Source organism: Mesorhizobium sp. C399B (genome assembly GCF_030323185.1).
GTDB lineage: Bacteria > Pseudomonadota > Alphaproteobacteria > Rhizobiales > Rhizobiaceae > Mesorhizobium.
This window is the reverse complement of the sequence record NZ_CP100472.1, coordinates 4,608,371-4,628,770: the sequence shown is the minus strand read 5'-3', so window position 1 is coordinate 4,628,770 and position 20,400 is coordinate 4,608,371. Positions and strand designations below refer to the sequence as shown.

General features: G+C 57.4%; 17 protein-coding genes and 1 pseudogene. 2 read left to right on the top strand and 16 right to left on the bottom strand.

The genetic code is table 11. From position 1 onward, the window contains the following. Positions 1-520 precede the first annotated feature (520 nt). The 6 genes from NLY36_RS21995 to NLY36_RS21970 form a co-directional block, all read right to left on the bottom strand. The gene (locus tag NLY36_RS21995) at positions 521-2,680 is read right to left on the bottom strand and encodes a dipeptide ABC transporter ATP-binding protein (protein WP_023737154.1); all 2,160 of its coding nucleotides are present in this window, start codon (positions 2,678-2,680) and stop codon (positions 521-523) included. Positions 2,681-2,747: 67 nt separating this feature from the next. Then, positions 2,748-3,905 carry an ABC transporter permease gene (locus NLY36_RS21990; protein ID WP_023737153.1) on the bottom strand — a complete coding sequence of 386 codons (1,158 nt, stop codon included), beginning with the start codon at positions 3,903-3,905 and terminating at the stop codon, positions 2,748-2,750. A 12-nt stretch (positions 3,906-3,917) separates the two neighbouring features. After that, complete coding sequence (locus NLY36_RS21985) at positions 3,918-4,955, bottom strand: ABC transporter permease (RefSeq protein WP_023737152.1); 1,038 nt, start codon at positions 4,953-4,955, stop codon at positions 3,918-3,920. 405 nt (positions 4,956-5,360) lie between these two features. Next, the gene (locus tag NLY36_RS21980) at positions 5,361-6,623 is read right to left on the bottom strand and encodes a M24 family metallopeptidase (protein WP_023737151.1); all 1,263 of its coding nucleotides are present in this window, start codon (positions 6,621-6,623) and stop codon (positions 5,361-5,363) included. Next, positions 6,616-8,256 carry an ABC transporter substrate-binding protein gene (locus NLY36_RS21975; RefSeq protein WP_023737150.1) on the bottom strand — a complete coding sequence of 547 codons (1,641 nt, stop codon included), beginning with the start codon at positions 8,254-8,256 and terminating at the stop codon, positions 6,616-6,618. Before NLY36_RS21975 ends, NLY36_RS21980 begins: the two co-directional genes overlap by 8 nt. 59 nt (positions 8,257-8,315) lie before the next feature. Next, the gene (locus NLY36_RS21970) at positions 8,316-9,536 is read right to left on the bottom strand and encodes a M24 family metallopeptidase (RefSeq protein ID WP_050591565.1); all 1,221 of its coding nucleotides are present in this window, start codon (positions 9,534-9,536) and stop codon (positions 8,316-8,318) included. Positions 9,537-9,596: 60 nt separating this feature from the next. Here NLY36_RS21970 and NLY36_RS21965 point away from each other — a divergent pair, with 60 nt between their 5' ends. Together NLY36_RS21965 and NLY36_RS21960 are read left to right on the top strand one after the other, a co-directional pair. Further along, complete coding sequence (locus NLY36_RS21965; protein WP_023724247.1) at positions 9,597-10,190, top strand: TetR/AcrR family transcriptional regulator; 594 nt, start codon at positions 9,597-9,599, stop codon at positions 10,188-10,190. Positions 10,191-10,754: 564 nt separating this feature from the next. Beyond that, positions 10,755-12,059, top strand: coding sequence for a M24 family metallopeptidase (locus NLY36_RS21960; protein ID WP_023737148.1), 1,305 nt, complete (start codon positions 10,755-10,757; stop codon positions 12,057-12,059). 80 nt (positions 12,060-12,139) lie between these two features. Here the strand turns inward: NLY36_RS21960 and NLY36_RS21955 are convergent, their stop codons facing one another. The 10 genes and pseudogenes from NLY36_RS21955 to NLY36_RS21910 form a co-directional block, all read right to left on the bottom strand. Continuing rightward, positions 12,140-12,250 (bottom strand): ATP-binding cassette domain-containing protein, encoded by a 111-nt coding sequence (locus tag NLY36_RS21955; protein WP_280814131.1) that lies wholly within the window; start codon positions 12,248-12,250, stop codon positions 12,140-12,142. A gap of 306 nt (positions 12,251-12,556) precedes the next feature. Beyond that, positions 12,557-13,253: pseudogene (locus tag NLY36_RS21950) on the bottom strand (IS6 family transposase). A 178-nt stretch (positions 13,254-13,431) separates the two neighbouring features. Next, positions 13,432-14,118, bottom strand: a complete 687-nt coding sequence (locus NLY36_RS21945) for a response regulator (protein ID WP_023737144.1) — start codon at positions 14,116-14,118, stop codon at positions 13,432-13,434. Between the two features lie 719 nt (positions 14,119-14,837). Further along, positions 14,838-15,878 (bottom strand): P-type DNA transfer ATPase VirB11, encoded by a 1,041-nt coding sequence (virB11, locus tag NLY36_RS21940; protein WP_023737143.1) that lies wholly within the window; start codon positions 15,876-15,878, stop codon positions 14,838-14,840. Then, positions 15,862-16,998, bottom strand: coding sequence for a type IV secretion system protein VirB10 (virB10, locus tag NLY36_RS21935; RefSeq protein WP_031249470.1), 1,137 nt, complete (start codon positions 16,996-16,998; stop codon positions 15,862-15,864). The genes virB11 and virB10 overlap by 17 nt, the downstream gene beginning before the upstream one ends. Further along, positions 16,991-17,875 (bottom strand): TrbG/VirB9 family P-type conjugative transfer protein, encoded by an 885-nt coding sequence (locus NLY36_RS21930; protein ID WP_023737141.1) that lies wholly within the window; start codon positions 17,873-17,875, stop codon positions 16,991-16,993. The genes virB10 and NLY36_RS21930 overlap by 8 nt, the downstream gene beginning before the upstream one ends. Beyond that, entirely contained in the window at positions 17,872-18,585 is a 714-nt protein-coding gene (locus NLY36_RS21925; RefSeq protein ID WP_031214019.1) for a type IV secretion system protein VirB8, read from the bottom strand. The genes NLY36_RS21930 and NLY36_RS21925 overlap by 4 nt, the downstream gene beginning before the upstream one ends. Further along, positions 18,582-18,740, bottom strand: coding sequence for a type IV secretion system lipoprotein VirB7 (locus tag NLY36_RS21920; protein ID WP_081731114.1), 159 nt, complete (start codon positions 18,738-18,740; stop codon positions 18,582-18,584). Before NLY36_RS21920 ends, NLY36_RS21925 begins: the two co-directional genes overlap by 4 nt. A gap of 27 nt (positions 18,741-18,767) precedes the next feature. Further along, positions 18,768-19,655 (bottom strand): type IV secretion system protein, encoded by an 888-nt coding sequence (locus tag NLY36_RS21915; protein WP_023737139.1) that lies wholly within the window; start codon positions 19,653-19,655, stop codon positions 18,768-18,770. 55 nt (positions 19,656-19,710) lie between these two features. Continuing rightward, on the bottom strand, positions 19,711-20,394 hold the full coding sequence (locus tag NLY36_RS21910) for a TrbJ/VirB5 family protein (RefSeq protein WP_023737138.1): 684 nt from the start codon (positions 20,392-20,394) through the stop codon (positions 19,711-19,713). Positions 20,395-20,400: the final 6 nt, after the last annotated feature.

Below are 20,400 nucleotides of genomic sequence, written 5' to 3'. Positions count from 1 at the left end.
TCAATGTTTTGATAGATAGCTTGGCAGCCAAACGAATGAGCTTGCCATCTCTTCCTTAAGTTGCATCAATCGTTGTCAGCTATTCACTACTCGAAGTAGTCGGATGACGACCTGCACGTGCGCGATCTTCATGCCCGTCGGCCGGCGTGGCAAATTAGGATTTCAAGCTGGTGTGTATCAACATCAAGGATGACCCCCTCGCCCTCAACGAAGAAAGATGGTGTGGTTCGCAACGTTTGTATCAAACCAAGTTCGAACCCCATTAATTGCAAGAACGCGGAGCATGGATCGGAGGCGGTGTGCGGTTGGTACGTCCTGTCTCATTTCACTCCTTCTCGCTTCGCGGAAGTTCGTCTCGGTCATGGGTTTGGTTGTAGTGCCCTGCCGGTGGGGAGGGGCACCCGGCAGGGCGCGCCGCGCTTAAGTTGCGCCCAGAGTTGCCGACGTAACAGCGTGGAGGGCTGTAGAGACGTCGACACGGCCGCACAGCAGCTGGCGCAAACACGACCGCAAATTGATCCTATCCCGATCCCGCCTCTCTCACCCCCGCGTCATCGACGGGCTTAGGATTGAGTTTGATAACCGGCTCCATCACTGCGAAGACCGCGTCCGGTAGGTGGCATTTGATATCATGGCCACCGGGCAGCTTTCGGATGGGCGGAACCTCGCGCTCACAGATATCTCTGGGAACCAGATGCTTGCGCGGACAGCGCGTCTGGAAGGGGCAGCCGCTCGGGGGATCCATAGCCGAGGGAATGTCGCCTTCGAGCACGATGTGCTTCTTGACAACGCTCGTGTCGGCAATCGGGATCGCCGACAGCAACGCCTCGGTATAGGGATGGTACGGCGGGAAAAAAATCTGGTCGGTGGTGCCCTGCTCGACGATGTGGCCGAGATACATGACCACCACGCGATCGGCGATGTAGCGCACCACGCTGAGATCGTGACTGATGAACAGCATCGTCGTGTTCGACTTGCGCTGGATCTCCATCAGAAGTTCGGTGACCGCCGCCTGGACGGAGACGTCGAGCGCCGAAACCGGCTCGTCGGCGACGACGACCTTGGCCTGGCCGGCGAAGGCACGCGCGACGCCGATGCGCTGCTTCTGCCCGCCCGAGAGCTGTCGCGGCATGCGTTCGGCGAAAGCGCGTGGCAGCTTGACGAGGTCGAGCAGTTCCAGCATGCGCTGCTTGCGGTCGCTGGCCGTCTTGCCGATCTTAAACTTTTCCAGCGTTCTGACGATCTGCGACCCCACCGAATGGCTCGGGTTCAGCGTATCGAACGGGTTCTGGAACACCATCTGGATCGACGCAACCGTAGCGACGTCGCGGTCCTCAATACCGGTCGACTGGATTTCCTTGTTGCCGAGTAGCACCTTGCCCGAAGTCGCCGTTTCGAGACCGAGCAGAACCTTGGCCAGTGTCGATTTTCCGCAACCGCTTTCGCCGACGATGGCGACGGTTTCGGATTCGCGCGCCTCGAAGCTGATCGTCTCGTTGGCCTTGACGACGCGGCCCTCGCGACCGGCGCCAAAGACCTCGTTGCCGCCGACGCGGTAGTATTTCCTGAGGTCCTTGATCTTGAGCACCGTCGCACCCGGCTTGACCGGCTCGTGCTTCTTTTCGGCACCGGGCGGAAGAGCCGCCCAGTCGATCTCGTTGAAGCGCACACAGCGGCTGAAATGCCCGTCATGGTCGGCGACCGGGATCATCGGGATCTCGTCGGCGTTGCAAAGTCCTTCGACGAAGTGGTGGCAGCGCGGGCCGAAATTGCAGCCCTTGGGCCGCTCATGCGGCAGCGGCAATTGCCCCGGGATGGAGATCAGCGGCCGCGAATTCTTGTCGGCGCCGGGCAGCGGGATCGAGCGGAACAGGCCCTGCGTATAGGGATGGCGCATCCGGTCGAAGACGTCCTTGATCTTGCCGGTCTCGACCGCTTCGCCCGAATACATCACCGTAATGCGGTCGCAGGTCTCCAGGATGAGGCCCAGATTGTGCGACACGAAGATCATCGACGTGCCGAACTTCTCGCCCAGCCCCTTGACTAGTTGGACGATGCCGGCCTCCACCGTCACGTCGAGCGCGGTCGTCGGCTCGTCGAGCAGAAGCAGCGCCGGCTTCGACAGCAGCGCCATGGCAATGACGATGCGCTGCTGCTGGCCGCCCGAGAGCTGGTGCGGATAGGAACGCATCATGCGCTCGGGATCAGGCAGCTTGACCGCGCGCACCATGTCAAGCGCGCGTTTATGGGCCTCTTCCTTCGACACCTTGTCGTGGATCAGCGGCACTTCCATCAATTGCTGGCCGACCTTCATCGCCGGGTTCAGGCTCGCCATCGGCTCCTGGTAGATCATCGCGATCTTGTTGCCGCGAATGGAGCGCAACTCCTCGTCGGAGAGCTCGCCCATGTCCTTGCCCTGGAACTTGATCTTGCCGCCGACGATCTTCCCGATGTTGGAGAGGTCGCGCATGATGCCGAGCGACACGGTCGACTTGCCGCAGCCGGATTCGCCGACGATGCCCATCGCCTCGCCGGGCATGACGGTGCAGGAAAAATCCATGACCGCCGGGATCTCGCCCTTGCGGGTGAAGAAGGAGATCGACAGGTTCTCGATCTCGATGATCGGCGCGTTGGCCGGCCCATTGGTTGGCGTGGCGGGATTTCGAACTGCCTCGTTCATGGGTCGCTCCAATCCTGGTTCTTCCAGGCCTGTTTCTATCAGGCGCATCGGGTCGAAACCCGCGAGATCAGTCTTTCATCGATTGTTCGCGCAGCGAGTCGGCGAGCAGGTTCAAGCCCAGCACGAACGACATCAGTGCGATCGTCGGCGGCAACGCCGGGTGGATGAAGGAGCGCAGCAGGCGGCTGGCGTCCTTGATCGCAGTGCCCCAGTCCGGACTTTCCGGCGCCAGGCCAAGGCCGAAATAACCGAGCGTGCCGAGCAGGATCGTGGTGTAGCCGATGCGCAGGCAGGCGTCGACGATCAGTGGCCCGCGCGCATTGGGCAGGATCTCCCATAGCATGATGTACCAGGGCGATTCACCGCGCGTCTGCGCCGCCGCCACATAGTCACGCGTCTTGATGTCCATCACCAAGCCACGCACGATGCGGAACACGCCGGGGCTGGACGCGAACACCACCGCCACGAAGATATTGAGCTGGTTGGGGTCGATATGCACGATCTTCAGCGGATCGGCGTCGAAGACCAGGCCGGCATAGATCCAGCCGCCGAGGATCAGGGTGATGCCGAGCAGGATGTAGAGCCGGTCGGGCCGGTTTTTGTAGCGGGTCCAGAACAGCACGCTGAAGAAGATGATCGGGAACAGGAAGAAGACGCCGGCCATGCCATAAGGGATCGGCGTGTCCATGATGCCCGGCGTCACCAAAAGGTAGAACAGCAGGATCACAGGGAAGGCCAGCACGAGATTGGCCAGGAACGACAGCACGGTGTCGATCTTGCCGCCGTAGTAGCCGGCGGGCAGGCCGAGCGTGATGCCGACCATCAGCGCGAAGCCGGTTGCCGCAGGCGCGATGATCAGCACGATCTGGCTGCCATAGACCATGCGCGAAAACACGTCGCGCGCCAGCTTGTCGCCGCCGAACAGATAGGTCAGCCCCGATTTCGGTTCGACGGCGCCCGGCAGCGCATCCTTCATGATCGGCACCTGGGCGAGCGGATCGAAGGGCGCGACGGTCGCGGCGAAGATTGCCGTGAACAGCCAGAACAGGCAGATGCCGACACCGACTATGCCGACGCCGCTGTCGAACAGCTGGCCGTAGAGGCCGAGCCTTTTCTTGTAGGTGAAGCTCAAGCCGAGCACGACGGCTAGCGCTGCCCAAACCGGCCATAAGCGGGCGATGACGCCTGCGAAGACCTGGCAACCGCCTGTATATTCAATCCCCATCCCCGGCGTCTCCTACTGCATCCTGATGCGCGGATTGAGATAAGCATAGCCGATGTCGGAGATCAGTTGAGTCAACAGCACTATGAAGACCGATACTAGTGAGCAGGCAAGAAGGAGGTCGATGTCGTTGTTGCTCGCCGCCTCGACGAGCGTGTAGCCGAAGCCCTGATAGCGGAACATCACCTCAACGATGACGACGCCTGTAAGCAGCCACGGAAACTGCAGCATGATGATCGTAAAGGGCGCGATCAGCGCGTTGCGCAACGCATGCTTGATGACCACACCGCCGAAGCTCAGCCCTTTCAGCCGCGCGGTTCGAATATACTGCTGCGTCATCACCTCGACCATGGAGGCCCGCGTCATGCGCGCAATGTAGCCGGTGCCGTAGATCCCCATGGTCATCACCGGCAGCGCGAAATTGTAGAAGGTCACCCCCTGGGTCGCCGTGCTCGCGGCCGACCCGTTAAGCCAACCTAGCCAGGAGGCGAACACCACGGTAAAGATGATTCCGGAGACATATTCCGGGGTCGCGGTGGTCGTTATCGAGACGATGGAAAGGCCCCGATCCACGCGCGAACCCTCGCGCATTCCTGCCAGAACGCCTATCAGCAGCGACACCGGCACCATGGTCGCCATCACCCAGAGCATCAGGATCCCGGTGGCGCTCAGCGCGGGAAACAGCTTGTCCGCGACCTTCATGCGGAACTTGGTCGAGCAGCCGAAATCGCCCTGAAGGACGCCCGAATAGGCTGGCTTGGCAGCTTCCTTGCAGAAGGAGAAGCGCGGCACGACCCCGCCCGTTTCGGGATGGTTGTTCTGCCGCTTCGGCCAGATGCCGATCCACTGCGCATAGCGCTCCAAGATCGGTTCGCGGTAGCCGTTGCGCGCCAACCAGCTTTCCAGATGCCCGGCGCTGGCGCGCATCTCGGTCTGGCTGATCGCCAGCTTTTTCAGATTGGGCTCAAGGTTGACGAGGTAAAATACTGCCACCGTCAAGCACAGCATTGTCAGGGCCATGACCCCGAAACGGCGCAGGATGAAATTCTGCACGGCATCCTCCCTTTTCGTGCCTCAGTTTGGCGTTAGCTCGCACTGCGCATACGCCGGCGATTTCCAGCCCGCAGCCAAAGGCACTCACGCATAGTGTGCGTCTTCATAAGGAATCCAGCATCACCGTTGCTGTTGCTTCGATCTCTCGATTCAACTCCGCGCACGAACGCAGGATCATTGGGATCGATCGAGATGCTGGCGCCTATCAGCCCATTTCTCTGGGCACTTGTCGAAACCGAAGCGGCCCTGCCAAAATGTGATCACCACGTCGCACTACGACGCGAGTGCTCGAATGCGTTCCGTACCTCGGCGCCTTTTTGAAGCAAGATCTACTCGGACTGAGAGGGTTCTCGCAAAAGACGGTCAGTTTGTCGCGCGGCTTCAGGAGGTTGAGCGCCTTGCAGCCTACCAATGATCATCCTCGAACGGGTAGTGCGAAAGCAGCTCGATACCAGACTTCGTAATCAGGACTTGCTGTTCAAGCTTCACGCCTTCGCGACCTCCGACAGCTCCTATGTAACTTTCGACGCACACGACCATGTTCTCTTCAAAAAAGCCTTCATATCCGGCCGCCTCCCAATCTTGCAGATAGTAGACCACTGGGTATTCGACACCCAGTCCGGCCCCATGGATCAGTTCAGCATAGCGATTGGGGACGTAGATTTCGGGCATTTTCCAGGCAGTTTCTGAGAACTCGCGAAAGCTTACGCCGGGCCTCAGCAGCGCCATATTGTATTCAAGCTGCTCGCGCGCCAATCCATAGATGGTGCGCTGCTCGTTTGTGGGTTTGTTATCTCCGACAATCCATGCTCGCGAGATATCAACGAAGATGCCATGCCGACCGATCAGGTCCGTATCGAACGTCATGAAATCGCCGGCTTCCATGACCCGATCCGAGGTCTCTTGAAGCCAAGGATTGGTGCGGGGTCCTGAGGTTAGGAGCCGTGTTTCCATGTACTCTCCGCCATGCGCGATATTCTCGCGCGAGAGCGCGGCGAGCATATCGGACTCGCGCCTGCCCGGCGCCATGGATTTTCTCATGTTCCCCATCGCCACTTCGCCCGCTGCCACGGCATCACGGATTGCATTGATTTCTTCGCCCGATTTTATGGACCGCGCGCGTTCGAGATAGGGCTTGGCATCGACGACAGGGATGCCAAGCCGCTGGAGTGCCTCAAACGGAAGGATGTCCATGCGGTCGATTGCCAGACGCCCACGCTTCCCGGCCTGATGGGTGAAGAGGGCGGCCACTTCATCGGCCCAGCGGCCAGCTTGCTCTTCGGACCTCTCGCCAGCCGCAAAGAAGTCCCATGACGTGGCTGGGCGGATTTCGTCGATCGTTTCTAGGTGCCCGGAAAGATGCTCGCAGCGACTATAGTCAAACAATACTACGGGGCCTGATGTGGACACAAACGCGTACCGGCATGCGTTGTGCATTGTCCACACCTGCATGTTGCGGCTACCGGTTGCGTAGCGAACGTTGATCGGATCGAACAGGATCGCAGCACCCACATCCGCGGCATCAAGGATACCCCTTAGTCGTTTGAGCCTGTAAGTGCGGATCGCTCTTTCGTCCGCAGGTGTAAGCGCGTGTTGGGCCAAACGAGTAGCGTCTCGTTGGGCGAGGTTCGTCTCGATTTCGAGAGAGACCCTACTCATATCATGCATCAATCCACACCTTCCCGAAATCGTGCTGGGCAGTGGGATGCCGGCCATGGTTTTTCACCGTGGCTCGGGCATGGCTGTAGACCTTGCACCAGTAAGGTTGGATGATGATCCCGGAGTCCTGCAGTATTTTCTCAATATCCTTCATCACCGATTGCCGCTGGCCCGCATCGGCAATCGAAAGCGCCTGCGTGAGCTTTCGGTCGAACTCAGGATCCGACCATGCGGTCTCATTCCACGCTTCCCCTGTTCTGTAGGCGAGGGCCAACGTCTGGACGCCGAGCGGACGCATGTTCCAAAGCGTCATAGAGAGAGGGTATTTAGTCCAGTCGTTCCAGAAGGTCGAGCCTGGCAGAACCGTGCGCTTGACTTTGATGCCAGCCTCGCGAAGCTGCGCGGCGATCGCATCGCCGGTGTTCTTGTGCCAGTCCTCGTCGACCGTGATCAGGTCGTGCTCGAAATCCGCCTGCCCGGCTTCGGCCATCAGAGCCTTGGCCTTCTCCATGTCGCGGGCGACCTTGGGCAACTTGGCATATTCGGGATGGATCGGGCAGACATGATGGTTTTCGGCTACCGATCCGGCATTGTTATAGCCAAGCTGAAGTACGGAATTGTTGTCGACCGCGTGTTGCAAGGCGGTTCGCACGCGCTGATCGTCATAGGGCTTTTGTAACACGTTGGTGCGAGCCACCAATGTTCTGGCCGTAAGCACTTCCGAGGTAACCAGTCCAAGTTTCTCAAAAATTGATACAAAGTCGGGCGAGGTATCGAAGTTGGCGTCGATTTCATCGCTTTCGAACGCGCTCGTGACCGCAGAAAGGTCCGTGCCGTAGTCGATGAACTCGATCCTATCCAGATAGGAATCGCCATTCCACCACCTGCCATCTTCTCGACGCTTGAGAACGGCACGGTCGCCGACGTTCCATTCCACTAGCTCAAAGGGACCAGTACCGATTGGCTTCGATACGAAGTCTCTTCCGGTCTGGTCGAAGCTTCTGTGGACGATAAGAGCCGTGTACTCGGCCATACCAGCAATGATGGTGATATCAGGCGAGCCCAGCTTGAGACGCAGCGTGTGTTCGTCCAGCCGTTCAATCGCTCCGTTGCGCAATTTTCCGGCCTTGCCATCAATGAGCGAAGCCATATTGCCGGCCATTGCATTGCCTTCTATTGATTTATCGCACCACCGCGTAATATTAAATATTACATCATCGACCGTGAATTCGTCGCCGTTGTTCCATTTGACGCCCTTGCGTACATGTAGAACATACTCAGTCGCATCGTCATTCACTTCCCAGGACTCAAGTAGATACGGCTTGAAGACAAAATCACGCGTGTATTGGACGAGAGGTTCGATCACTTGGCGCTGGACATTGCTGATCTCGGACCAGTCGGAACTTACCGGGTCCTTGGATGGCTTGATCGACATTGCCACCCGGAGAACGCCTCCCTTCTTCGGTTCTTGCGCCAGCGCCGGAGCGGGCAGCGCGAGCCCCAGCATACCGTATGCGCCAGCCAAAGAAGCACCGAATGTGCTTGCTACCGCGAGGAACTCTCGTCGGTCGATGCCAGCGCTTAGACCGAGCGCGGCGATGTTTTCAGGGAAATTGTCACTTCCACTCCGAGACAAAGTCATGATCGATTCTCCTCCCGTTCATTCTCAAACCAGATTTGCTGCGGTCGAATAGACGACCTTTAGGCTAAGCATCGTTCATCGAAGGGAGTCCTGCTGAGCAGTTCACAACCATCCGACGTGATTACAAGTTGCTCCTCTAACTTGACCCCCACAGTTCCGCCTGCCTTTCCCGCGTAGGCTTCTGCGCAAATGACCATGCCCGGCTGCAGGAGCATCTCCGGATAGGGCATGCGCTCAATTTCGTCTCGCTGACAAAGGAGCGGGAACTCGATCTGCACACCGGCACCATGGCCGATCGCCTCCTGGTGGTCGCGATACGGCTCGGGAATCAAAAAACACTGTTCGGCCAATTCACGAAAACTGATGCCAGGCCGGAAAACCTCGATGTTATGCTGCAGTGTGTCATAGGCGACGCGATAAGCTTCCCGCTGATCCGCGTTTGGCCGGTCGCCGCAAAGGTAGGCGCGAGAGATGTCGCCTACGTAGCCGAACGGGCCCACCATGTCGGTATCGAAGACAACGAGATCCCCGTCTTCGATCACCTTCTCGCTTGCTGTTTGATACCAGGGATTGGTGCGCTGCCCAGATGACAGGAGTTGCGTCTCGATCCATTCGCCGCCCTGTTCGATGTTGGTTTGATGCAGCACCGACCACAACTGCTGCTCAGTAACTCCTGGACGAATTTTTTCGCGGATCCGGCGGGCACCAAGATCGGCGACGTCTACTGCCGCCTGGAGACACTTTATCTCGTCGGCGCACTTAATAAGGCGGGCGCGGGCCATAAGCCCGTCTCCGTCGAATACTTGGATACCTCGGTTGGCTAATGCGAGACAGGCGGTAGGTACTAGACTGTCAACCGCAAGCCGCTGGCTGCCGCCGCACAACTCGGCAAGCAGGCCCATCATCTGGTCGCACCATTTCCCGATCCACTCGTCTTTGGCATTCAACCTGTAAAAGGTAGCAAGCGATATCGACGGTCGGATGTCCCCGACGAACGCGTAATCATCCGCGGACAGGGGACATGTATCCAGCCCATATTCAAACAGTATCGGCAGGCCCGTCGCAGGGACGAACGCGTACCGAACAGGCGTATAAAAGGTCCAGATGAGATTGGCATTCGAGATGTCCGTCGCGTAACGGATGTTCTGCGGTTCGAACAGCAAGGCAGCGCCGAAGTCATTCTCCTGCAACTGCGCCTGAATACGGGATAGGCGATAGCGTCGTAGCTCGTTAAAATCTATTGAATGCGAAGCGGTTTCCTTGATTGACGCTTTGTTCACGGCCGATCCTGTGCGATAGAGGTTAGGAACCAGAGGAAGTAGAGTGATCGCTCTACCATTATGATGCGAAACACGAAAGTCAAGATCGCTTCGGCGGCAAATCAACTTTTTTCTCAGCGTGGTTTTGCCGAGCCCGGAGTCGAGGCAATTCGCAAGGCGGCGGATGTCAGCATCCGGACACTGTACAAGCACTTCCCTTCCAGGGAGGACATGGTCGTGGGGGCATTAGCGTTTCGCCATTTTGAGTATTTGGCTCACTTGCGCGACGGCATGCCGTCCGAACCCGGTGAGCGCGCAATCATTCATTTTTTTGATCGGGTCGGAGATTGGATGGCGCACACCGCTGTTCGTGGGTGTCTCTTCGTGCAGGCCGTTGCATCGCACCCGGACAGCGTCGCGATCCAGCGAGAGGTTCAAAGGAACAAGCAGGAAGTAAGACTTGAAATCGCGTCCCGGCTTCCCGCCGACCGTCAATCACTTCTTACCTCACTGTTTCTGCTCCACGAGGGCACGACCGCGGCTGCCACAAGTCTAGGCTCAAAGGACGCATGCACACATGCTGTTCAGGTCGTCAGGCATCTGTTCGCAACGGCTTCCGATCAGTCCACCGACACCGGGAACAGCCAAAGCAAGTCAGCCGTCGGCAAGTCTTAGGTATCCACCATCCGACAAGCGCTGCCTGCTTGGCGAGAGCGGTAACTTCTCTGGATGGGGACGAATTGTTCGCACCGCCTGATCAAAAGATGCGAGGGATGGACGATTTTCCGCAGCAGCGATCTTGACTTTTGTGTTTCGCGTCATAAAAGTAGAGCGATAACTATACTCTTCGCGCAGGATCGGCCGTGAACAAGACAACGCCAAAGAGGCGACGGCACGATCCAGCGATCCACGTGAACTTCGACGGATTGCCTCTCACGAATGAATCCCAATTTGCAGCAGAGTCATATTGGTGCTGCCATTTCTGGGTCGACATGACAACCAATGATCCCCAGTCCGTACAGAAGTTGTACAAAGAGGTTGAGGACAAGGACGCGCTATGCTCGACACCCCGGTGATCGGTGCCGTCGGTGGCCGTCGGCCGGGGGGGCGAACTCGGTTTTTTTGCTGGCGGGAACAACGCATCCCTGAGGCGGCAAGTAGACTCCGAACACCAAACAACGCATGTGGCTTTTCTACTATCTGCCAAGTTTGCTACAAACAAGCGTCTGGAGATACATTATGCCGAATGAAGCGGATATTCTCGAGGAGACGCTTCTGAGCTTCTTGCGGCGCAATGAGAGCTCTTCTGCCTACATTCTGGCGAAACGAACGCCTGGCATTGCGCTCGAAGACACCCGAACGCAAGTAGATCTCACCAAACTTCGCCGTTACCGACTCGACCGTCTCCAGAGTCAGCTCAAGAAGGCAGATTGTGCCGCGGCCCTACTAAATGACCCCATCAATGTCCGATACGCCACAGGAACGCGCAACATGGCCGTGTGGCTATTGCACAACCAAGGTCGTTACTGCTTCGTTCCAGCGGAAGGAGACGTTACTCTCTTTGAATACCCTAGCATGAATTGCCTCCCTATGGCACGCGGGATCGAGGTCATTGGAGACATTCGCCCGGCGAAAGCTTGGTCGTATTTCTTCGCGGGAGAACATCAAGAAGACAACTGCAGGGCATGGGCCGATGAAATAGTGAAGCTATTTCGAACCATTGCTGGTGAAAACAAAAGGCTGGCTGTCGATCGCCTCGATCCGCTCGGCACCAATGCGCTGGAAGCCCGGGGCCTTTCCCTCTCAGACGGACAGGCCCTTTGCGAGAAGGCAAGATCGATAAAGTCTTCGGAAGAGATCACGTGCATGACCATCGCGATGTCCGCCTGTGAGATTGGTATGGCCCGAATGCGGGAGGCTCTCAAACCAGGCATATCAGAAAACCAGCTTTGGGCATTGCTGCATCACGCTAATATCGAGTTCGGCGGCGAATGGATCGAAACAAGACTCCTTAGTTCGGGCGGGCGCACCAATCCGTGGTTTCAGGAAGCAAGCGACCGCCTCATTAGGCCTGGAGACCTCGTCAGTTTCGACACGGACATGATCGGCCCCTTCGGCTACTGTTGTGACGTCTCACGAACTTTTTTCTGCGGGCCGGGACAACCCACTGAAGAACAACGGCTCCTATACAGCCTCGCAATGGAACAAATACATCACAATCTGCGACTGATAGTCCCAGGCACCGCATTTCGCGAGATTGGTGAGAAGGCATGGAAGGTTCCTCAGCGTTACAGCGCGCAAAGATATGCAAGTATTGCGCACGGCGTCGGCCTCAGCGATGAATGGCCGGTGATCTCCCATCGTGACTCGGGCCGGGCGGTTCAGGAGGGAGTGCTCTTGCCAGGGATGACCATCTGCTTGGAAAGCTACATTGGGGAGGCCGACGGCGCTGAAGGTGTAAAGCTAGAGCAGCAAGTCCTAGTGACGGAAACCGGACACCAATTGCTCAGTACATTCCCCTTTGAAGACGCGCTTTGCACATGAGCAGTTTTTCGGGTGATCGTCCACAAGACCGAAGACAACTTCCTCATCTGCTACATCGACCAGTCTCGTCGAGGAGCAAGTTACCTGGGCTGCATCGCCAAGGCACGCGCAAGCGCCCGGCGCTGCTGTTGCCCGCTGGAAAGCTGGCTCGGGTAGGCATTTGCTTTGGTGTGTAGGCGGAAGTGAGCCAACTACTGAACGCGAGTGAGGCGGCCTCCTTCTTCGGCAACCCTACGATCCTGGGTGCCAGCGCAACATTTTCGAGCTGTTAGATGAGGAAATGCATTGTATTGCTGAAAGACAATACCGATGTCCGTCGAAGCTTGCTGAGGTCGGTTTTGGGTCGTTTACCTGAGTACCATCAACTCTGATACTGCCCGCTTGGACAAGCTCGTTGCTCTTATGGGTGCTGCATGCATAATATCCCTGAGAGGTTTCCAGCAGGTTCTGTCGCAAACCGGGAAATGGGGTTGTGAACGGCCATTTCGGCCTGTCCGTCAGGCAGCGAGGATATCGAATTGCTCAGCGATCGACAGACTGGGATTGTAGGCATACCTCGCCTGTCGCTTGCGCATCATGTGGATCATCTCGATGCCGGAGAGGATAACCACGGCGCTCGCATCGACTTGAAGCAGAGCATGGATCGAATGCGGCGCTTGATACGCCGGTGATCCTGTTCGATCCGATCGTTGAGATACCGGCTATTGCGGATGCGGATCGGCTTCAGCGGTCGCCGCGATCGCTGCCGCAGCCGGCTTTCAGCGTCGCAGGAAAGGATCGCTTCTTAATTGGTCTGGCTGCCGGCGATGACGATGCGCTCCGGCGGGCCATGGCGCGTCAGCGCTTTGCGGAGCAAGCGTTTGGCCACCACCAGGTCACGTTTTTCGCTGAAGAACAACTCGACCGTGTCGCCGAGGCTGTCGATGGCGCGGTAGAGATACATCCATGGCCGCGGACCTTGATGTACGTCTCGTCCATATGCCACTTGCTGCCGACCACACGCTTGCGCCGGTTGAAGCGCTCCAGCAGCTACGGCGAGAAGTGGGCGACCCAGCGATGCACGGTGGAATGGGCGATCTTCAAGCCGCATTCGGCCATCATCTCTTCCAGATCGCGCAGGCTCAGAGTGTAGGCCAGGTACCAGCGCACGCACAGCAGGATCACCGACTGGTCGAAATGGCGGCCGCTGAACATCACGTGCTCCTCCACAGCTGAGGAGTGTTTCTTGCCATGCTCCGCTTACCAAAAGGTTTGCGACAGAGCTGTTCGAACCGCATGCCGACACCATCGTCAAGGGCGGCCGCGATGTCGATTATGGCCACAAGCTCAACCTGACGACGGGCAGGCAGTCTGTTCTTTCAATTTAGACCAACTATGCGGATGCCGCCTCAGTCAATTCAAGAAGGTAACCAATGCCGCGCACGGTCGTGATCCGTGGCGTTGCACCTGACCTACTCAGGTGTCCACGTAAGCGATAGATTCCGACTTCAAGCGCGTTGGCAGATACCTCGTCGTTGAACGAATAGAGGTGATCTTCCAACTGCGCACGAGGCACGATGCGGCCTGCACGGATAAGCAGATGCTCTAAAATACATAGTTCGCGGCGTGCGATCTTCAGAGGATGACCCGAGACGGAAACCTGTCGGCCGATCGGATCGAAATTGAGATTGCCAAATACAACGATGGGTTCGGTCACCTGTGTCGACCGGCGCAGAATGGCTCTCATTCTGGCGATGAGCTCATCCAAAGAGACGGGCTTGAGCAGAAAATCGTCCGCGCCACCGTTGAAAATTGCAATTCGCTTCTCGAGATCGTCGATGCTACTCATAATGAGGGTTGGAACTGAATGCCCGTCGCTCCTTAGCTGTCTCAGCCAGCCCAAGCCATCGCCATCTGGCAGAGCCAACTCCAGCAGGAGAATTTCATAGGTTGCGCAACAGAATGCCCTCGACGCCTGTTCCAGGTTGCCAACTACATCAACGGCAAAACCGCTATCCCCGAGCGCAGCTCGCACGGCGCGCGTAAGATCCACGTGATGATCAATGAGCAGCGTTCGCATTTCACGTCCTATCAAGGTAGGACAGGTCACCGTCCGCTGTAAGACCGGGGCGACAGCAGAAGTCGCGCAACTCTTCGTAGTGTTCGTAACGCTCTTTCCGATGGGTGATCGCGGGAGAATGCAAGCCGCACGCCTGCAATAGTCGGGGATGGAACACGTGAAGACCTGTTGACGGGCTGAAACCGTCGGTCGGCCAGCCCACAATGCCACCGACTCTGCCTGCGATTTCTCTGCGCATCGATCCTCCTATATGGGTTGCGTCGCAAACTCCAGCTGAGGTCGCAAGGGCAGGTTGCGGCTTTGTTCATTGAGAGGACCCCCTAGAGGCAATACCGGGAGGATTCCCTGTATAGCACTTCCCGATTTACCAACCGGTCATTCCGAACCACGTTCGGCGGCTTTGAAGACGCTCATTGAGCGCGGCTAAGTAAATCAAGGGTACGACCTGCCGGGTGTCGATGCCGCTTTTGAGCAGGCATCGGCACCAGCTCGCTGAGCGTCGCCCGCGCAATTCAGCGGACGCGCTCGATACACCCAGTCGAATCGTGCCGCAGCTTGCCGCGCCGACAGGGCGGCCGAAGAGTTCAGGCTTGTGACCGAAGGCTACGCCCAGTCGTCCTCCCATTATCAACCTCGGTCAAATCAAAGTGACGTTGAATCTGAACAAGTTGCGCCATCATATCACAAACCGACTTACCGATCCCCGACGTGCTCTAGCCTTAGTGCTTGTTAAGAAGATCGGCTACTGTCTCTCCGCGTCGCCGGGCATCGGCGGCGAGCCACACCTCCCCCACCTCATACACGTCGCCGTGGGTACGAAACGGCACAATGACGTCAATGGCAGCCGACAGCAGGTCAAGAAGCGTGTGGTCTTCCACAGCAGCTCCTTGCGGGCTGCTCTTGACGAGTGAAAAGAGCTTTTTAAAGCCTTGGACCGGATCCGCCCCATGAATCGTCGATATTGATCCCGCATGGCCGGAGACGACTTCGCTAAGGTAGGCCCAAGCAGCATCATCGCGCATCTCGCCAAGCAATATTCGATCAGGGCGCATGCGCAAGCTGGCTTGCAACAGTTGCTCGGCTGTCACCGCACCTACGCCTGCTCGGTCCTTCGGATAGAGTAACCGGACATGATTCTCGTGCGGGATTGCAAGTTCGAGCGTGTCCTCGATACTTATCAGCCTCTCTTGCGGGGGTATAGCGTTGATCAAAGTCTTGCTCATTGTCGTTTTGCCGCTACCAGTAGGTCCGCAAAGCAGCATCGTAAGCCGCCCGCAAACGCACGCTCGCAAAAATTGCTCCAAGTCACCATGGTCGTAGTGCTGAAGAATCGTTTCGTCCTGCCGCTCTTGGCGCTCCTTTCGTGACCGCCATTGATTCCAACGCGAGTATTCGTAGCGAGAAGAAACTTCCTTGAGTTCGGTCACACGACTTGAGGGACGCCGTATGGTCAGGCTTATTGTTCCTGAGGGAACAGCGGGCGGCAAACAGATCTGCAGCCGCTCTCCGTTCGGCAGCTCAGTCGCACAGAGGGGGCTTTGCGGTCCGACATCTTGCTTGCGCAGCGCTCCAGCGAGGATCGCGATGTCCTCCAGATCGTCATAAGATAGCGGTAGCGGATGTTTCGTGAAAACGCCGGCCTGTCGGACAAAGGCTTCCCCAGGCCGGTTGATAGCGACCTCTTCGGTCCTTGGCTCCTCAAGCCATTTCAGAACAGGGTTGAGAAGCAAACGCAATTGAGGGTCAGCCTCCGGTCGCATTGTTGTCTCTCCGGCGTTGGCGATGTTGGGGGGGGGCTGGCGCCACGGCGGTCGCTCTAAGATCGTATACATCTGAGAAATCGAGGTCCCGAGCCACAAAGATGGATACAGCATCTCCCTGGTTTTTCTTCAGAGTTGGCGGAACGTTGATCGTTGCTCTAAGGGTCGTCTCAACGGCTTGTCCGGCGTTGCTCTGGAAGCTGTTGATACCGCTTCCTCCACCTGAGCTGCCAGCGTATTGACCGGCGGCCTGAAACGCGCCTTGAATGACGCTCATGAGCATTGCTCCGCCAAAGCGCTGCCAGAAGTGATTATCCACCGTGCCAGGCATTCCGGAGCGGCCGAGCTCGTCAGCGCCCGGCGATGCTAGCGAAACGAGGGCATGGTCAGGCGTTTCGATGCGCGTCCACAGCACGAAGACACGCGCATCCCCCTGTTGGAGACCACGCTGGATCTCGCCAATCACGGTCGTCCCGCGATCCAAAAGCACCACGTTGTTGGTGGCGCCGCGGACGTCTTTAGGTAAGACGCACTTCACATAACCCGGTAAATTTGTGTCGACTGCCGTTTGCAAAATGCAGGGGATGATCGTTCCTTGAGTAATCACGAGATCAGGGTGCGGCAAAAGTGTGGCCCGGCTTGGCTCCTGTATATCTGGCTTCAATCGCGCCGACAGATCGCCAGCGTCTGAAATCTCATCCGAGGTCACGGGAGCATCCCTATGGTTGTCTTCGCTCCGCTGACCGTCGTTGGGCATTTTACTGCTGCCACTGTAGGCGAAAATTGGTGTTTCCTCCGGCGGCGGATCAGCTGAAGTCGGCGTGGATGGCGCAGGATCTCCTGCCTGCGCCGCCTGTACGGCTGCTGGAACTTCGGGAGCAATCTCAATCGGCACGGGGCGGAATGGTTCGGCGTCGGCGACAATTGGAGGTTTTGGCTGAGTTGGTTCGTCTTGTGTGCTGGTACGACCTCCGAGCCAGATGAGTGATAGAGATGAGATGAGAACAAGAGCAGCGACGGCCAACTTCTGCAATCCCGAAACATGCCGGCGGGCCGGCTCCGAGACCATCGATCCGGAGGCATGGACATCATGTCCCGACTGTGGGCCGGTTTCATTCATCGGCCGAGCCTTTCAAAACGCGCCACACGTCGGGTGTCACTGTACCGGTCCCTGGCGCTCGTCCCACAGGGTCATAAGCCCTGTTGAAAATGGACAAGACCGTATTGCCATCTCTCAGACGCCATTCCCGGGCGACTGCGGATACTTCAACATAGTCCCCTTTGACCGTGTAATTGGCAGCGGCTTCCTTGCCGTCGGGATTGATAATGTAGAGGGAGGGTATGCGGGAATTGCTTGCGAAGCCAAATACGGTGGTAAAGCCATTATCGAAAACTTCCAGCGGCGACAGCGATCGATCACCCTTTGCGACGTAGTGAAAATTGCTTTCGTCCGGACTGGTAGTTGCGGCGGGCCGATTCAACAAATCCTGAACTCTCTCGTCGCGCAGCACTTTCGCCCGGGCCTGACCAAGAATCGAGCGCCTTTCTGCGTCCTTTCTCCGAGCAGCAGCCTCATCAGCAGGATAGGTGAACTGCACACTGTAGTATAGGTCAGGTTGCTGCTCATCGAGTTTTGGCATCGCTCTCGTTGAAATACTGAAGACGTATCTCCGTGTACCGGACTCACTCTCGGCCAGCACGATGACCGGCTGCGGCGGGAGCATCCGGCTAGCCTTAAAAAAGAGATAGTTGGCGCGCGGGAGCGCAGCCAGGTCTTTGCTATTGGAAACGGCCACGGCTGCGACTGTCTCGTTGGCCGCGAATGTGACAACCAGCGTTGCCCCCACTGCGGTAGACAGGCGCACCACTTCGTCAGGACGGTAAGCCAGGTAGCGCATGCGCGCATCATGCTTGCCGGCAAGTGGTGTGTCTTCCGCGGACGCTTCCATCGTTAAGAAGAGTGAACAGACCAGCGCGAGAAACGCTCTTTTTGTCATGGCTGCACATAGCCCAGGTTCGATACGCTATCTTCCGAGCTTTGATAGGAAGTGATGAGTAGACCTCCCGGATTGGTGAGCCTCGATTGCCCAGGCAGACCCGTCAAGCGCTCGTAGCGGATGGTAGCTGTCCAGGTGGTCACTATCGGCATCTGCCCATCGACAACAAGCGTACGTTTGTAACGGATCTGTTGAACGTCCGGACTGATGTCGTTTGAAGAAATATGCCCGACCTCGAGCTTGCCGCGCTTGCCGACCGTGACTTGCGGCGAGGTGGGATTCGGATAGTTGAAGAAATCTTGATATTGCTGTCGCACAGCCGGCGCGCTGAAACTGGATACGAGGTCATAGGCGTATTGGGCCGTATCTGCTGTGTACCCCTCGCGCAGGCGTACATATTCCCACAGCGAAGCATTTATGACGGCTCGGTCTTGGGTTGCCGGCAGTCGAGACACTGACACTTCGCTGTCGACGGTCCCATCCGGCCGGACCCAGAGGAACACAGGTACGAGCTTGGCCAACGGGACCATGGCAGCGATGGTAAATGCCTGGGCAACATTTCCTAGGACCGCCGCTGCGGCAAAGGCGATCAGGGCCTTTGACAGGCGCCGCGCAGACTTCGCTCGTGACGTTTGAAACGCTTCCACCTTCTTATAGTGGGCGGCTAGCGTTTCTCTCTCCACCAGAAGGGCATGTTCAGGAAATTTCACTTTGGCTCTTCCGCGCATTCGACCTGAAGATCCTCAGGGGTGGTTTCCCATTGTCCCACGTTCAGTTGGAATGGGGCACCCGCGCACGTCGCAAGCCCATGGCTCGTCTTGCAGGCGGCCAAAGCGAGGATTGACAGAAGTAGGCAATATTTCATGTTTTTGGCACCGAGCTTGTCGATTGATTAACCACCCGCCGTTTTGGCAAAGTGGCGATTGAGGCTGTTAAGAGGTCGGTTCGCACCTCCCCAAGAGCCGCCGGCGATGCTGCTGGCGATCGTCGGAAGCGCGACGATCAGAGCGTCACCAGCTAGGAAAAGCATGTCGAGCTCGTAAAGCCCGATGATCTTGGCTGCTGTCGTGCCCGAAAATTTGATCATCAAAAGCATGGCTGCCAGCGAGACTGCTTCGGCAGCGATTACTATCGTTGCAACGATGTTGAGGAGGAGAAGCAGCAGCCCGTACGAGAGCAGTTGGCCGATCCATCTGGTGGCTATGTCTCGAGTGTGATCAAAAAGGTAGCCTACAAGGACCAGGGGGCCGATCGTCAAGAGCACCTTCGTCAGAATTCCAACGGCATCGTAGATCTCGAACGCTGTCCACAGCGCGCCGTAGAAAATCCATTGCGCTCCCTCGAAAGCAAGTATGTCCTGGCCGTTCATAGGCCCAATTTCGGAAGCAATCAGCTGAAAGACATACTGGCTTGAAGCAAACATGAGATCGAGCTTCTGGGGGATTCCGATGAAGGGCAAGTCGCTGCCACTGATGTCGTGAGCCAACCTCGGAATCGTTTCGTCGAAAAGCGCTTCAATGTACTGCTGATAGTTGGCCTGCCCTAAGATAAGGGCGACGACAATCGACACCATGATTACGCGCGAGATACCCCCGCGCGCATCGACTTGACCACGCATGACCAGACAGCCTTGGATTATTATCCAGAGCGTGACACACGCAACCAGAGGCGCACTGACCGCCGCTTGGACGTTTTCAAGCACTTTGTGCAGCCCGGACGTGAAGGCCCCATGAAAGATCGTGTGTATAGTCGTGAATGGCGCGGGAATTTTGAAATTCATGGCGTGAGCCTGATGTGTCCCTGATCAGCGCAGCTGAGCCTGATGAACTCAGCGTTCACGGGAGGAGGTCAAAAATGCGAGCGGTGTCCCGATGTTCGCGACGCTGCGTGGCGGCCTCCTCAGCGGCGTGAAGGCTCCCTTGTGCAGTGGCCATAGTCAGCAGACTCGTGGCCTGGGCATTTTGGATCATCGCATCGTGAATCTGCTTGAGGACCAGACCGTTGGTCACGGTGGCCTGCATAATATTTCCCGAGCGGGAAAGCTGACCAAGCGTGCCGGCGTTATCCTTAAGGCGCTTGTCCATCATGCCCAAAGTGTCGGCTGCAATAGCTGCGGCATTGGCGGCCCCAGCGATTTGTCCCTTTAACAGTTTCGCTTCTGAATCGTCGCCCGTGACTATCCGATTTGGGTCCTCCGCAATGTTACGGGCGATAATCGAAGCTGGCGCCCGAGCATCAAACATCTGCTCCTCCAGCTTATTGCTCGACGGGTAATGATTTCCTTGGTTCAGTGAGCTTAGCACTCCCGTGACAGCGAATGACGAGGTTAGCATTGTCACCATTTCGATCGTCGTAGCGAGCGTCTCGATTGACCTCTCAAGGATCGCCGCATTGGAAATCGCTGTTAAGGTCGATTGTGTTTCTGTTACAGGGTCGGTGACGATCCATTGCGACCGGGCCTGTCCGTGAAGCAGAAGGGAAGCAGCAAGGGTCGTTACTGCAAGTTTGGCAAGTTTCATGAATAT